The 15,581-nt window shown below is 38.2% G+C and carries 13 protein-coding genes and 1 pseudogene; 5 read left to right on the forward strand and 9 right to left on the reverse strand.

Translation table 11 applies throughout. From position 1 onward, the window contains the following. Window positions 1-109 precede the first annotated feature (109 nt). Window positions 110-463 carry a nuclear transport factor 2 family protein gene (locus QF042_RS14400; protein ID WP_307529530.1) on the forward strand — a complete coding sequence of 118 codons (354 nt, stop codon included), beginning with the start codon at window positions 110-112 and terminating at the stop codon, window positions 461-463. Between the two features lie 345 nt (window positions 464-808). Further along, complete coding sequence (locus QF042_RS14405; RefSeq protein ID WP_307526034.1) at window positions 809-2,110, forward strand: IS4 family transposase; 1,302 nt, start codon at window positions 809-811, stop codon at window positions 2,108-2,110. Between the two features lie 272 nt (window positions 2,111-2,382). Here QF042_RS14405 and QF042_RS14410 read toward each other — a convergent pair whose 3' ends face one another. The 3 genes from QF042_RS14410 to QF042_RS14420 all read right to left on the reverse strand — a co-directional run bounded on the left by QF042_RS14410 (window position 2,383) and on the right by QF042_RS14420 (window position 5,474). Beyond that, window positions 2,383-2,577 carry a hypothetical protein gene (locus QF042_RS14410; protein WP_307529532.1) on the reverse strand — a complete coding sequence of 65 codons (195 nt, stop codon included), beginning with the start codon at window positions 2,575-2,577 and terminating at the stop codon, window positions 2,383-2,385. Beyond that, entirely contained in the window at window positions 2,561-3,760 is a 1,200-nt protein-coding gene (locus tag QF042_RS14415; RefSeq protein ID WP_307529534.1) for a GAF domain-containing sensor histidine kinase, read from the reverse strand. The genes QF042_RS14410 and QF042_RS14415 overlap by 17 nt, the downstream gene beginning before the upstream one ends. Before the next feature lie 289 nt (window positions 3,761-4,049). Beyond that, window positions 4,050-5,474: a glycoside hydrolase family 125 protein gene (locus tag QF042_RS14420; RefSeq protein ID WP_307529536.1), complete on the reverse strand. Its 1,425-nt coding sequence runs from the start codon at window positions 5,472-5,474 to the stop codon at window positions 4,050-4,052. Between the two features lie 289 nt (window positions 5,475-5,763). Between QF042_RS14420 and QF042_RS14425 the strand changes: the two genes are divergently transcribed. After that, window positions 5,764-6,951 (forward strand): DUF1624 domain-containing protein, encoded by a 1,188-nt coding sequence (locus QF042_RS14425; RefSeq protein ID WP_307529538.1) that lies wholly within the window; start codon window positions 5,764-5,766, stop codon window positions 6,949-6,951. Between the two features lie 993 nt (window positions 6,952-7,944). Here the strand turns inward: QF042_RS14425 and QF042_RS14430 are convergent. From QF042_RS14430 to mutS, 4 genes and pseudogenes are all read right to left on the reverse strand, one after another. After that, window positions 7,945-8,550 carry a thioredoxin family protein gene (locus QF042_RS14430; protein ID WP_307529540.1) on the reverse strand — a complete coding sequence of 202 codons (606 nt, stop codon included), beginning with the start codon at window positions 8,548-8,550 and terminating at the stop codon, window positions 7,945-7,947. 6 nt (window positions 8,551-8,556) lie between these two features. After that, the gene (locus tag QF042_RS14435) at window positions 8,557-9,024 is read right to left on the reverse strand and encodes a TlpA family protein disulfide reductase (RefSeq protein ID WP_307529541.1); all 468 of its coding nucleotides are present in this window, start codon (window positions 9,022-9,024) and stop codon (window positions 8,557-8,559) included. A 313-nt stretch (window positions 9,025-9,337) separates the two neighbouring features. Further along, on the reverse strand, window positions 9,338-9,865 hold the full coding sequence (locus QF042_RS14440; protein WP_307529543.1) for a C40 family peptidase: 528 nt from the start codon (window positions 9,863-9,865) through the stop codon (window positions 9,338-9,340). 75 nt (window positions 9,866-9,940) lie between these two features. Beyond that, window positions 9,941-12,554 (reverse strand): annotated as a pseudogene (gene mutS, locus QF042_RS14445) (DNA mismatch repair protein MutS). A 538-nt stretch (window positions 12,555-13,092) separates the two neighbouring features. Between mutS and QF042_RS14450 the strand changes: the two are divergent. Both QF042_RS14450 and QF042_RS14455 read left to right on the forward strand, forming a co-directional pair. Beyond that, entirely contained in the window at window positions 13,093-13,842 is a 750-nt protein-coding gene (locus tag QF042_RS14450; protein ID WP_307529545.1) for a phospholipase D-like domain-containing protein, read from the forward strand. A gap of 74 nt (window positions 13,843-13,916) precedes the next feature. Then, a complete protein-coding gene (locus QF042_RS14455; RefSeq protein WP_215127322.1) occupies window positions 13,917-14,231 on the forward strand; it encodes an HPF/RaiA family ribosome-associated protein in 315 nt (104 codons plus the stop codon). 118 nt (window positions 14,232-14,349) lie between these two features. Here QF042_RS14455 and QF042_RS14460 read toward each other — a convergent pair whose 3' ends face one another. Together QF042_RS14460 and QF042_RS14465 are read right to left on the reverse strand one after the other, a co-directional pair. Continuing rightward, window positions 14,350-14,955 carry a hypothetical protein gene (locus tag QF042_RS14460; RefSeq protein ID WP_307529549.1) on the reverse strand — a complete coding sequence of 202 codons (606 nt, stop codon included), beginning with the start codon at window positions 14,953-14,955 and terminating at the stop codon, window positions 14,350-14,352. A gap of 6 nt (window positions 14,956-14,961) precedes the next feature. Then, window positions 14,962-15,534: a Fic family protein gene (locus QF042_RS14465; protein ID WP_307529551.1), complete on the reverse strand. Its 573-nt coding sequence runs from the start codon at window positions 15,532-15,534 to the stop codon at window positions 14,962-14,964. Window positions 15,535-15,581: the final 47 nt, after the last annotated feature.

Consider the following 15,581-nt stretch of genomic DNA (forward strand, 5'->3'; position numbering starts at 1 on the left):
CCATTCAATCACTCAAAATTCACTCATTCAATCATTCACCTCCGTCATTCAATCATTCCCTTCCAAACATTTTGAATCTAACTTTCGTTTAGTAATAAATAAATTTCTTATGAGCACATCCGATAAACTGTTAACCGAACACAATGCAAAGGTTGTTGTACTTGATTTTATCAATGCCTTAAACACCGAAAATTTTGAAATGGCCAGAGCACAATTGCATGATAATATGACTTTCAAAGGGGTGATGGGCGAAAGAAATGGAGCCGATATTTATATCGACGACATGAAGAAAATGAAATTCAAATACGATGTTAAAAAAGTATTTCTAGATCATGAGGATGTTTGTTTGTGGTACGATATTAACATGGGTAAAAGCACTATATATGCCTGTGGCTGGTACCAGTTAGCCGACGAAAAGATTAAGTCGTTTCAGGTGATATTCGATCCGAGGCCAATATTGTAAGATAGAAAGCACAGGGCTATCGGATGATGCCTCTTCTATGGGAATCTGTCAATGGTAGAGGTTATAATTTTTCAAATACAATGGAGGGTTGATGACGGATTCGTAACTGATAGATATAAAATACTTATATCAGTTAAATAAAGCATCTGTCCTTAATAAGGAGATAGCTCCCTCAAACTATCGTCATTTCGAGCGGAGTGCAACGCAGTCGAGAAATCTGCCTAGGTAGCTCTCTCTCCCGAACGTTCGCATGCGCGTCAAGTTAATGATATTGACAGAGGTTGAAAAGTATGTGATTATTATTTGAAAGAGAAAAAGCAACTTGTAGTTCTAACACATTTAACAATGTCTACAAGCCGCTTTTTCAATTCAAAAATAAAGAAAAGATTTAATATTTTTTTTGGTGGATCAACCGTTGCTACTATAGCCCGAAGTAGTGGTTTTCTCCGGCGCAGTGCAAAGAAGATTTCTCCGATAGATTTTGTTATGGGCTTTGTGTTAAGCTGTTCTCAAATGCAAAACACATTCAGTCAATGGGCTTTTCATATTAGCCAGCTTAGCGGAACTCCTGTAAGCAAACAAGCAGTATTTGATCGTTTGGGGCCATCATCGGTAGCTTTTGCCAAAGCACTTCTGGAGCATGTGTTGCTGCAAGGTATCTTCTACAGATATAGACGTCCGAGCAATCTTTTCAGCCATTTTAAAAGGGTCATCCTACAAGACAGCACCACCTTACATCTCCCCCAGAAACTCTCAGAAGTGTTCAGAGGTAATTTCAGTAAGGGCAAACAAAAGGCAGTAGCCCGTATACAGGCCTTCATCGATATATGCAATATGCAGTTCCTGCATTTCTCGTTGGGTTCCTTTACCGATAATGACCAATCGGCCAGTCAGCAAATCCTTGAAAAGATATCAGCCGGCGAACTGCTTATCAGAGATTTGGGGTATTTTGTACTGGAGGTCTTCGAAAAGCTTACCGGCAAAGGTGCCTTCTTTCTGAGCAGGTTACGTTTTGGTCTGAATATGTACGATTGCAATGGAAAACAACTACACCTGAAAGACTTGCTGAAAAGCAGATCGAAAAGGGATATGTGGCTAATGATAGGCAAACAAAAGAATGTAAAAGTGAGAATGATCATGATTCCCCTGCCAAAGCAGCTTGCAGCACAAAGAATCAGAAAGGCCAAACAGGATAGGGACAGGCGACTGAACCACAGCCAGGACTATTACAGATGGCTGGAGTATACGGTACTGATAACCAATGTAGGTGAAGAAACCTGGACAGCTGCCCAGGCCGATCAGGCATACCGGGTACGTTGGCAGATAGAGATTGTATTCAAATCCTGGAAAAGTGGCTTCCACCTACAGCAGTTGCTGCATAATGGTTGTACCAATGAAAAACGGATCAGCACAAACGTATACCTCTTGTTGATGTTTATGTGCCTGTTTATGCAAAAGATATTCCTGCCAGTTATCCGATATGCCAAAGGCACAATTAGCTTGATCAAATGTGTACAGTTATTTGTATTGAACATGAAAGAGTTAATCGCTATAGGCAGTAAACAGTGCAGGGATGTGATAGATAAGTACTGTAAATATGAAAAAAGAAACCATAGGATTAATTTGAACCAACTATTTTCAGATTAACTTGACGCGCATGCGAACGTTCGGGACTGCATTTCAGTCGAGATGACGACGCTTCGTAACTGATAGGTATAAAACACTTATTATCAGCATAATAAAGTATCTGTCATTGATAGAGATCAGTTTTTTAGCCAAAACAAAAGAGTTGGATGACAGGTTAAAAGTCATTGATAGCGGAGCGAAGGATCTTTTACGATTTTATTGTCAAATAAATAACTAAAAATAGATTTCTCCGTTCCACTTCGTTTCAGTCGAAATGACGAATAAGAATATAACTAACAGATTTGTTTAAGTTTTTTGATAATAATGGGGCTGTTTTCCAACTGAAAAAGAAACATTAAATACTCATCAGTTTCACTGATCTCGATACTTTTTATTGTACCTGATTGATCATTCCCGTTTGTAATCTCATCTCCTACTTTCAGTTCTAAAAGTGTAGAGGTAGGCAAGTTATCACTTATTGCTGTCATTTGTAATAGGTATGTGCAGGGTGAAACATGTTTTTTTAGGTGTAGAAGAAACCTTAAGTGTTCCGTTATGGGCATTGGCAATTTCTGATGCAATATATAAACCCAGGCCCAGGCCCTTTTGATTGGGTTCTACTTCACCTCTGGAGAAAGGCTGAAACAGCCGACCCATTGCAGCTGCCGGAATTTGTTTACCTTGATTCGTCACACGAAGATTAAACTCTTTTTCGGTGCTCAAAGCGCTGATTTCAACTGTAGAATCTGATGGAGAATAATTTAAGGCATTGGCCAATAAATTAGAAAAAAGCTGTGCCAGTCGCTTCCCGTCTGCATTAACCGGGTAATCAAAATTGAAACTTACTCTAATCTCTCTGGATGGCCAAATGGCCTGCAACTCTTCTACTACCTGGAGAAGTAGCTTTTCCAGATCTTCGTCTGCTGTTCTGCAGATGGTAATTCCCTCGCCTAAACGACCGCTGGCAAAATCGAGCATATTTTCAATTAAACCATTCATTCTAAAAGATGAATCTTTAATAATTTTAGTGATACGACCACTGCGTTCATCTAAATTTAAGCGCGATAAAAGCTGTGCACTGTTCAAAATTGCATTTAGTGGGTTTCGCAAATCGTGACCTAAAATAGCAATAAACTGATCTCTTAAAACAGCAATTTCTTGTTCTTTTTTTAATGCCCGCTCGGTTTTGGCCAGTTCTTCCAGTGCATCTAAATGAAAGGCAATTAAGTCGGCAAACATGGTGAACATGCCTGTTACTGTTGGATTTTTCAGCTTAGCAGGTTTAGGATCTATGGCACAAAGTGTACCAAAAAATACTCCGTTTTTTAACGTAATGGGTACTGAAATGTAGCTCTGAAAGCCATACATTAATGGCGTGTGGTGGTGGGCAAAATCAGGATCTTCTGCCACATGATCAATGATAACAGCTTGTTTATGTTGTCTGATCTCGTTACAAATGGTTGTTCCCAGTTTAAGTTCTCCACCCACATCTAATCCGAAGTTTATTTCATCACGAATAGCGCAGGCTATCCATTTATCAGATGTTACTCTGGCTATCGCCGAAAACCCCATACCTGTGGTTCTACAAACAATTTCTAAAATATGCGCAACAGCAGGAATCTTGTTTATGGATTCAATATCATCAAGTATGGTTTTACTAAATTTTCGCAATGCTATAGGAGATAATTTGAAGCAATTTACAAATATTTACCTGTGCAAAGAGTAGTATTTAGTGTTCTAACATAGCTTTTACATAGATTGAACACATTATTCCTAAATTGCGTATAAATTTGTCATAATTACCGTCAAATTGTGCAACATAACGTAAACTAGTAAGGCTGCAATATCTTTTGTGCCTTATCTGGAGAGGATTAGGAAAGACAAAACGAAACCGTATTGATTGGGAATTGAACTGCATATCAAAATCAGTCACTACCACCAATCAATACGGTCGGTTATATTAAGCTTTTAATAAAGCTGGTTTTTCGTGATAAGTTCTCCAAAGCAACTCACCAAATAAGGTGTTAGACCAGGCAAACCAAGCCCTTGTAAAGTTTGCCGGGTTATCTTTATGGAAAGACTCGTGCATAAAGCCCTTGCCAGCATGTGTTTTACGTAACATATCGATGCACGATTTAATTTCTGCATCATCTTTCGATGTTAAGGCACGCATGGTGATACTCATTGGCCAAATCATATCCTGACCAGCATGCGGGCCACCAATGCCCTCAGCAGCTGTACCTTTAAAGAAATATGGGTTATCTTTAGAAAGCGCAAATTTCCTTGTATTTTGATAAATAGGATCTTCAACTTTCATTGCACCCAAATAAGGTAAACCCAACAAACTTGGCACATTAGAATCGTCCATCAGATACGAACTTCCAAAACCATCTACCTCAAAGGCGTAAATTTTGCCATATTTAGGATGATTAACGATAGCATGTTTCTGTAGCGCTGCATTCACTTCATCAGCCAGGTTTAACAAACTACTTTCCAAAGCCTGATCATGCTGTAAAGCTTTAATCATTTCAGCCGCTTGCTTTAAGCTTGATACTGCGAAAAAGTTTGAGGGAACCAAAAATGGAAAAATGGTGGCATCATCACTCGGACGAAAGGCTGAACAGATCAGGCCAACGGGATTTACAGGAAAACCGTAACCGGCCATTGGTAATGAATCGGTAGGCTGGGTAGTTTCCCGCTGAAAATGGTATGGTCCTTTATCCGTTTTCCGCTGTTGTTCTTTAAACGTTTTTAAAGTGGCTTCAATTCCTTTTTTCCAATTGGTATCAAAAGGTGTTTTATCGCCGGTTTTTTTCCAGTAGTGGTAAGCCAGGCGGATGGGATAACATAAAGAGTCTATTTCCCATTTGCGCTCGTGCACACCGGCTTGCATGGTCGTTTTATCAGTTTTCCACTCACCTACCTTAGTAGAATCGCCATAAAAAGCATTTGCATAAGGGTCTTTTAAAACACACTTGGTTTGATGGATAATTACGCCAGCTATTAACTTTTTAAGTGGCTCATCTTCATTTACAAATTGTAGATATGGCCAAACCTGCGCCGAACTATCACGTAGCCACATCGCGTCGATATCTCCGGTAATCACATAAGTATCTGGCCTGCCATCCTTTTCTGAATGATAAACCGTAGTATCTAAAGTATTTGGGAAACAGTTTTCGAACAGCCAGGCTAATTCGGGATTTTTAACGTTTGCCTGGAAAGTTTTAATGGCAGCATCTACAGCTTTACTTTGAAAGTGTCGTTTTGCGGCTGCTACACGTACCACAGGAAATTCTGGTGCAAGATTAGCGGCAAAAGAAAATTTCGATGCGACAACTCCTGCCCCTAACAAGCCTGTGTTTTGTATAAATGTTCTTCTTTTCATTATGATGTGTTATGATATTTTAGTTTAATTTCTACTAAACGAAATCTATCCATTATCGATTATGATAAATAGTAGTGGTAAGATCTTATTCGGTTAGCGCTTAACAAATATTATTATAATTTCTCGAACATCAAAATCATTATAGTCAATTTAGCTATTCCTAAATCGATTTTCTTATACATCATAATGAAATAGGCTCAGGTAACATTTTTGACGAAAGCTAAAGGTAATAAAGTATGTCAGAAAAATAATTATGAATGAGTATATTTAAATAACCAAACCTATTCTTATGAATGCTAACAACATTACCTTATCTAAACGAATTTTATCCATCGATATATTACGCGGATTAGTGATGATCATTATGGCGCTGGATCATACGAGAGATTTCTTTCATGTTGGGGCCATGACCGGCGATCCGCTAAATCCAGACACCACTACAGGCATGTTGTTTTTTACCCGTTGGATTACACACTTCTGTGCACCAACCTTTGTTTTCTTATCAGGATTATCTGCCTATTTATCGGCACAGCATAAAACACCAGCCCAGGCAAGTTCTTTTTTATTAAAACGGGGTTTATGGCTAATACTGATCGAAATTATGGTGATTACACTCGGATTAACCTTTAATCCATCGTACAATTTTATTATTCTTCAGGTGATCTGGGCTATTGGCTGTAGTATGGTATTCCTGGCATTGGCCAGTCGAATTTCACATAAGGCCGTGCTCATAATCGGCTTGATATTGGTTTTCGGACATAATCTTTTTAATTTATTTCCCGCTCCAACAGATTCCAATGGTGGTTTGATCTTAAAAATATTCTTCACGGCATCAGGAACTGTTGTACCGCTTTCAAGCAATCACCTCATCGGCGTATTTTACGCCATCCTCCCGTGGACGGGTATAATGTTTGTGGGCTATGGCGTTGGTGCCTGGTATAAAAAAGGTTACGCCGCCGAACGTAGACAGCGCAATTTATTAATTATAGGCTTGCTCACTATATTTGTGTTTATCTCGCTAAGGTTAATCAATATCTATGGCGATCCTGCCCCGCGAAAAGAATACCACGATTTCTTTAAGAATTTACTTGTCTTTTTTAATGTAAGTAAATATCCACCGTCCTTACAATATACCGCTATGACATTAGGTCCGGCCATGTTATTTTTGGCTTTCACCGAAAACCTGAGCAACTGGTTTACCAGGATAACTGCTGTGTATGGTGCCGTACCTTTCTTTTATTATGTAATACACTTTTACCTGTTGCATACCCTCCTGGTAGTGGTATTTTTTGCCACAGGGCATAACACCAAGGAAATTATACAGGTTCCGTTTTTATTCAGACCAGCAACATTTGGCTTTGGTTTACCGATCGTTTATCTGATATGGTTTTGCACGGTAGCTTCTTTGTATCTTCCTTGCAGATGGTTTAAACAATATAAGCAAACACACAGACAATGGTGGTTAAGCTATGTTTAAACAAAGAAGGTGTGTTTCATAAAGGTGATTCACCTCAGATGCTGTTATCTCGTCCAAATGACTCCTAAGGAGAGCCTATCGAAACACCTTAAAGCGTATTTAAACGGGCCCTTCGACAGGCTGTCAAATTACAGATTTCTAAAATTGGGCGTCATTTCGACTGGAACGTAGTGGAATGGAGAAATCTTTGAATTATGTTAAAAGATCTATCCTGCGGTCGAGAGGACGATAATTGAAGGTAATTTATCCCTCAGAATGACAGTGCCTTAGGTTTTGCGTTTCAAAAAGATTTGGAAATGAACGGACAATGATCTTTGGAGGCCTGCTGTCCCGCTCTTTGTTCCAAGTCCTCGCCCTCATGCTTCGGGTCTGCGGGCTTTGCACGCCGATCGGGTTTAGGAACTATGGTTGGTGCTGCAAAAGCTAAAAATAAATATAAAAACTAGACGCGATTTGCAATTACAAAACGGCTAAACCAGGTCACAAATCCGGACGAACAAAAACCATGAAAGTTAATCTGCGAAATTAGCGGGAAATATTTGGGTAAGGTCTTCAACTACGCTATCAATGATAGATATTTTATTTAATTGATAGTACAAATTTCTAAATTCAGCGTCATTTCGACTGGAACGTAGTGGAATGGAGAAATCTTTGGACTATGTCAAAAGATCTCTCCACTGCGGTCGAGATGACGATAATTGGAGGGGATTTATTCCTTTAATTCTGTAACTTATATTGATCTTTATAAGATAAATTAACCCTACCATTGACAGAATCCATTAGTGTGGTCGTCATTCTCGCGCAGGCGGGAATCTTAAAGCCCTTGCATTAAGATTATCTTCGATGAGCACTGCGTGGTTCCCAATCGAGTTGGGAATGACGATCCCTCGCAGCCTATCAATCCACTAAAATCACGCTGTCATTTATATTGATTTTTATCTAATAAATTAACCCACTGGATAACAAATCTACATTTTGATATAATCTCCTTGTTTATCCTTTTTTCCATTTTATCCCACAGCCAACAGCTTTAGTTGATGCAATTGCAGGCTTTTTACCAACTGATAATTCGTTAACTGCATTTTTAACGTACTCCATTTTTGTACTGTTTGCTTCTTCCGGATCGTTATCTATCGCGCCAATGTATTCAACCACATTTCCTTTGTCAGTTTTATGCAGCACAAATACATGTGGTGTTCTGGTTGCACCAAACTGTTTGGTTACCACATGATCGGGATCTAATAAATAAGGGAAATTGAATTTCTTTTCTGAGGCCAAAGCCTGCATTTTTTGAAAACTTTCGTCCGGAACGGCTCCGGCATCGTTTGGATTAATAGCCACCACCGGGTAACCTTTAGCAGAATAAGTAGCGTTTAAAGCCGAAATACGCGCTTGATAGGCTTTTGCCACGGGGCAGGTATTACAAGTAAAAACAACAATATATCCCTTTGCATCCTTGTAATCGGCCAGGGCAACCATTTTGTTATTTACGTTTTTCAGCGAGAAATCTTTTACTACATCGCCAACTTTATAACCGTCAGTCTGTGCAAATGCGAATCCCGAGATCAGCATAAAAGTCATTAAAATCAATCTTTTCATAACGATCTATTTTATGTTTAACAAAGTATTTTTCAGTTCAGTTTCGGTAAATTCTTTCTCATAAAAACGTCTGGCTTTCTTGTTTACAAATAATGTAGCCGGAATAGCACCCGACCATTTTTTGTCGACCCGTTCAATATACTGTTGCTGATCGGGTTCGTTTAAAAGAAATACCTCCGCATTAATTTTATTGTTCTGCACAAATGGAATCACTTCCTTTTGCAATTTTGATTTAAAATCCAGGCTCACCAAAAGCACCTTGACCGGCTTATTTAAATTGGCTAAACGTAATTTCTCGAAATTCGGCAACTCGGACACACATGGCGAACACCAGGTTGCCCAGAAATTGATGACAAAAGTGGTGTCTTTTCCATTGGCAATGCGTTTCTCCAACTCATCCAATCTGAGCAATTTTACCTGCGCAGCAGCTGAATAAGTAATTAAAGATAAGCAGATTACAAAAAATATACGCATAAATGGATAACGAAATTTGTTTGGTTTTGTTTTATTGTCATTCTGAGCAAAGCGAGTGTCTGAGAGATAGGCATGAATACCAATTTAGTTTATTATACCTTGAAAAGCAAGGTTCAGTTTTCATCGGTTCCGAAAGCCCTGCCATCCGCTTTACTCCCTTGCACTTCGTGTTCGCTACTGTCAGGTTTAGCTAACCTAAAACCGTGCTTTTATAAAAAGCCGCTATACAAATAGCTTAAAACTTTGATTATGGCTAATTTACTTTATAAAATTTGGTTTAGCTTACCGTTGGTTTCAACCAACGGGCAAAAAACTAATTAACCGATCCCGATTTAACCAATACACGTTGATAAGCAGGAAGGTTTAAATCATCAACAATTACACCGCGAGTAGTGCTTGCATGCACGAAAAAGCCATTATTGAGGTATACCCCTACGTGATCTACATCATTACCGCCAAAAGAGAAAAACACCAAATCACCTTCCTTTAAATTATCGATATTTTTACGCTTCACCACATTGGCTTGCTCGCGTGAAATACGAGGAAGTGTAATCCCATAAATTTCTTTCTCCAACAAAAAAGCAAAACCAGAACAATCAATCCCTCCTTTATCTAAACCTCCAAAACGATATTTTACACCAGTCCAGTCGGTAATGAAACGATAAAGCGGTTTGCTTTGTAAATTCGCCATTGCATCGGCCGCTCTCGAAGCTTTCGTATCGCTTTTAACGGTGTATTTTCGAGCACCGCATGACGATAGGAATAGCATGAGTGCTATTATATAAAAAATATTTTTATTAAGGCTAAGGGTGTAAGATTTAGGGTTTACGGCTCTTTCCATAGTTTCAGTATCGTTAGTTGCTAGGTGTTGAGGGATTAAAACCTTATGCCTTAAACCCCACACCCTACACCTTTCTTAATTCTTAATCAATCGTTGTATTTCATCCAGTTTTAACAAAGCTTCTACTGGCGTTAATGCATTTACATCCAAATTATTCAATGTATCGCGGATTTTTACCAGCACAGGATCATCAATAGCGAACATCTGCAACTGATAAGCCTGGTTCTGCACCTTTTTAATGCTGTCTTTAATGCTCTGCCCTTCTGTCCGGTCTATTTCCAGTTTCTTTAATATCTCGTTCGCGCGACCAATTAATTTTGTCGGCATACCCGCCATTTTCGCTACGTGTATACCAAAACTGTGTTCACTGCCACCAGGAACCAGTTTCCTTAAAAAAAATCACCTTATTGGTCATTTCCTTTACCGATACGTTAAAATTTTTGATGCGCGGCATGGTATTGGCCAGTTCATTTAACTCATGATAGTGGGTGGCAAATAAGGTTTTTGGCCGTGCTGTTGGGTGCTGATGCAAAAATTCGGCAATGGCCCAGGCGATTGAAATACCATCGTAGGTGCTCGTTCCGCGGCCAATCTCATCGAGTAAAATTAAACTATCATCAGAAATGTTGTTCAGGATACTGGCTGTTTCATTCATTTCGACCATGAACGTACTTTCTCCTGAAGAAATATTATCTGATGCTCCTACACGGGTAAAAATCTTATCTACAATTCCAACTTCCGCATCTTTAGCAGGAACGAAGGACCCCATTTGTGCCATCAATACAATCAGCGCAGTTTGCCTTAAAATAGCCGACTTACCCGCCATGTTGGGTCCGGTAATCATAATAATCTGTTGGCTCTCCGTATCCAGGTATACATCGTTTGTAATGTATTCCTGCCCCACAGGCAATTGCTTTTCAATTACCGGGTGGCGGCCCCCTTTAATATCAAGCACCTTATTTTCGGTAACTTTGGGTTTGTTATAGTGGTTCTTAACTGCCAACTGTGCAAAACACAATAAACAATCAAGCTGTGCAATTAAAAACGAATCAAGTTGGATCGGTTTAATGTAACTGGCGGTTTCGTACATCAGTTCATTATATAACCGGATTTCAATGGCCTGTATCTTTTCTTCGGCACCTAAAATCTGATCTTCGTATTCTTTAAGCTCTGGTGTAATGTAACGCTCGGCATTTACCAGCGTTTGTTTACGGATCCAGCCTTCAGGCACTTTATCTTTATGCGTATGGGTAACTTCCAAATAATAACCAAAAACATTATTGAAGGCAATTTTTAACGATGGTATTCCCGTTGCCTCTGCTTCGCGTTTTTGTATCTGAACCAGATAATCTTTACCGCCGAAAGCTATTTTACGCAAGCGATCTAGATCTTCATCAATTCCGTCGGCAATTACATTTCCTTTAATCAGCAATGCCGGTGGCTCGGGCTGTAATTCCCTTTCAATCCTTTCGCGTATGGCCAAACATGGATTCAATTGATCGGCTATCTTAATGAGGAAAGGATTTTTAGAATCGGCAGCCAATTTTTTAACCGCTTCAATATGATATAGTGCACGTTTTAAAGCAACCAATTCTCTGGGGCCCACACGTTGCAGACCTACTTTAGAAATCAATCGTTCTAAATCACCAATCTGTTTAATGTTATTTAAAAATTCGCCCTGCAGTTCTTCATGTTTTACAAAATACTCCACCATTCCAAGGCGTTCCTGGATGGGTTTCAATTCTTTTAATGGCATGATGATCCACTTCTGCAACAAACGCGCACCCATTGGGGTACAGGTATGATCCAGAATATCGAACAAGGTTACCGCATTGTCGTTAGGCGAATTCACCAATTCAAGGTTACGGATGGTGAAACGGTCTAACCACATGTAACGGTCTTCTTCAATACGGCCTATCGAGCTGATGTGTTGTAGATTACGGTGCTCGGTTTCGCCCAGATAGTGTAAAATAACACCTGCAGCTACAATTCCGCTCTGCAAACGCTCTACACCAAAACCTTTTAAAGAGGAAACCTCAAAGTGTTTCATCAGGGTTTCGTTTCCAAAATCACTTGTAAAAGGCCATTCATCTAAACCAAAAGTGTAAAAACGGTCGCCGAAGTGCTCGGTAAACGCCTGTCGCTTCGATTTCTGAAAAATAACCTCTGTTGGCTTAAAGCCCTGCAAAAGTTTATCAATATAATCGCTGTTACCTTGCGCAATTAGAAATTCACCTGTTGATATATCTAAAAATGAAACGCCCAATTGCGTTTTATCAAAGAAAACACAGGCCAGGAAATTGTTCGATTTTTGGTTTACAATATTATCACCGTAAGCTACGCCAGGTGTAACCAATTCGGTTACACCGCGTTTAACAATGGTTTTTGTGGTTTTAGGGTCTTCGAGCTGATCGCATATGGCTACGCGTTGTCCTGCCCTCACCAGTTTCGATAAATAGTTATCCAAAGAATGATGCGGAAAACCAGCCAGTTCTAAAGCACCGCCATTAGGGCCAGTACCTCTTCTGGTTAATACGATGCCTAAAATCTGTGCCGTTTTAATGGCATCTTCGCCAAAGGTTTCATAAAAATCGCCAACCCTAAATAGTAAAAGTGCGCCCGGATACTTCGCTTTAATCGCGTTGTATTGCTGCATTAACGGGGTTTCTTTATTTGTGTCTTTAGCCAAAACTGAAATTAATTTACAAAAGCCATAAAGATAACACGAATAAGCATTCTACGGCTGTTTTGTTGAAAAGTTAAAAAAAATAGTTGTTTAACCGGTTAATTGTTTAAATCGGTTAATTGAGGGGATGACAGTTAACCAGTTTATACAATTTAAACAGTTAACCATTACTCTACAGTTAACCATTATTTGAAAATGAAGGGTTCTGAGCATTTCGGGTTATCCAGTCCTGTTATCCGCTTTACTTCGTTGCACTCGTGTTCGCTCCTACCAGGTTTAGGCACAAAAGTCTGCTTAAAACCAACTGCATAATAGTTTTCTTTCTTCAACGGTTAAACATTATTTGAAAAGGAAGGGTTCTGTTCATTTCGGGTTGCGCAGTCCTGTTATCCGCTTTACTTCGTTGCACTCGTGTTCCCTACCAGGTTTAGGCACAAAGTAGGCTTTATAAAAATGCTTATTTAAGAAAAAACCTTAACTTAATCATAAATGTAACTGAATAATAGAAATAGATTAAAAATAGAAACTCAATATTTTAAACATGTTTTACAATAATGCACTTTGTGATATTTACATTGGAAAGGGAGCAGGCAAAAAGCTAATGGATGACATGAATAATGCTAAACATTCTGTCAAAATCATATCTCCTTACTTATCACCAGACTTGATTTTGGAGTTGATATATTTAAAAAATAAAAATATTAATGTTAAGTTAATTACAACAAACAATATCGAAGATTTTTATGGTGATCGTGAAAGAAATATCTATAAACTCATTATTCAAAAACGCAATACTGATTTTAACAAGCAAATAGTCAGGAATAAGTGGATTAAGTTTGCAGAAACACTTTCACGCATCAGCTATGGTTTAATAGCTTTATTGATTGCGTTGGCCTATTATTTCAGAGACCTTAAAGTATTTCTTGTTTTTGTACCCATTGTTGTTCTTTTTTTAATACGAAGTTTTTACAAGACTAAAATAAAAAACCTTCAGATTTATTCTTACAGCTATACACAGCTATTTCCTTTCAAAGTATATATGTCTAATGAGAAAACATCTTTAATTCACAGTAAAATATATTTAATCGATGATCAAATAGCCTATATGGGATCATTAAACTTTACCCAAAGCGGAACTCAGTTTAACCATGAAACCCGAATCAGAACAACAGATGCCAAAGCGATTGAGAAGATAAAGCTGGAAATTGATGAGCTTTTTGAAAATCCTTATATGCCTGCAGTAGATTTACAACTTTGGGGGAAACAATTATACCTTGAACCTATTAACTAAAATTAACAGTAATTTTAAAACGTTTTGCCTCTATAACTGTTACATTAGTATAAATTCAACTTAATAATTTAATTATGACGATCCAACTGAATACCGACAAAAACTTAACCATACACCAGGAATACGATGAAAAAATTCAAACACAATTAAATGAAGGCTTAAGCAGATATAGCGATTTAATCACACGTCTGGAGGTTCATTTATCTGATGAAAACGGCAGTAAGGATGGCTTAGACGACAAAAGATGTTTGTTAGAGGCTAGAATTACCGGAAAAGACCCTATTGCGGTCACTAATATGGGGAATACCTACGATTTAGCCATTACAGGTGCTTTAACCAAGCTAAAAAGCACACTCGAAAAGGTGGCTGGGAAAATGAAAACCCACTAACCTTGGACGTCACCCTGAACCGAGCCCTGGCGAGCTCACCAAGGTAATTTATTTCAGGGTCTATCCGACGGAATAGTTAAAAAAAAAAAGCAATCGGAATGATTGCTTTTTTGTTATTTTAATGCATTGCTGATTTTCTGCCTTTAATCTCGAAGTGGGAATAACATTTTCCCTCTAAAAATTCAAATCTGGTATTTGATACGACATTCTTAAACAAATTATTGCTATCCTCGTTCCTTACACTTACATGAACATTTCCGTATTTGCAAATTGAGGCTACAATGTTTTGAGCTTCATCAGTAAAGTGAACGTACGGTATAAGTCCATTTATGGCTATCAGATTAGCAAGGTGTTTAATGAATTGAACCATACTACCTTCGCCAACTACTAAACCACCAGCGAAGATTTTCTTAATACCTTCATTTGCAAGATATTTCATTCCCTTTTTGAAGTTTTTATATTTTCCTTCACGAAACCGCCATGCTAATTTTTCGTCGCCAAGAAAAATAAGAGTACCCGATTTCAAAGCAGTACAAAGGCTGGACATTTCTTTTCCCAAATTCTTAAGATGCTTTTTATAGCTTTTCGATTTTAATATCAAAATGTAACTGGAAAAAGTGTCCGGATAGAAATAATCGTAATCTTCAATATCCTCATTATAATTTCTTTGCGGAAATATCGGATATGCTGCAAGGCATTTCTTCCTTTTGATCTGTTTAATCATAAACAACTATAGTGCTTTTGGCAACATCAACAAGAATGGAATAGCCTTTTTATAATCAAGTTCTTCAAAAAAGACACCTAATCGATTAAGATTTCTATAATATTCACTAATATTAGAATAATAGTTTAGTTCACTTTGTAAATACCAAGCCTTTTTTCCAAGTTTCTGAGCCAGGAACCACTTTTCCAATAACCTACCTGCCCTTCCATTACCATCTTCAAAAGGGTGGATATTAACAAATATAACATGGATAAAAGAAGCAAAATAGAAAACCTGCTGATGATCTAGATCCGCAATAACGAGTTTTTGAATGTCTTCCCATAAAATTTTAGAAAGATTATCAACCTCAGTTCCAGCTGCAGCTTCGTACTGTATTCTTCCTGTTTTATGTTCCATTACCAACATATTACCTTTACGGTAAGTACCCTGTTTATTTGCTGGCAATAAATGTTTGGTTATTAATTTATGGCTGTTTAAAAAGTTTTTGTTGGTTAGATTATTTTGCTGAGCAAATATATAAGCATTGTATAAATCATTTGGTTTTTGAACTAAATCAGGTTGATAATCTATATTTAACATCTTATGTTTAATATAACTATCTACCTCCATTTGCTCACCCTCTATCC

Source organism: Pedobacter sp. W3I1 (assembly GCF_030816015.1).
Taxonomy (GTDB): Bacteria; Bacteroidota; Bacteroidia; order Sphingobacteriales; family Sphingobacteriaceae; genus Pedobacter.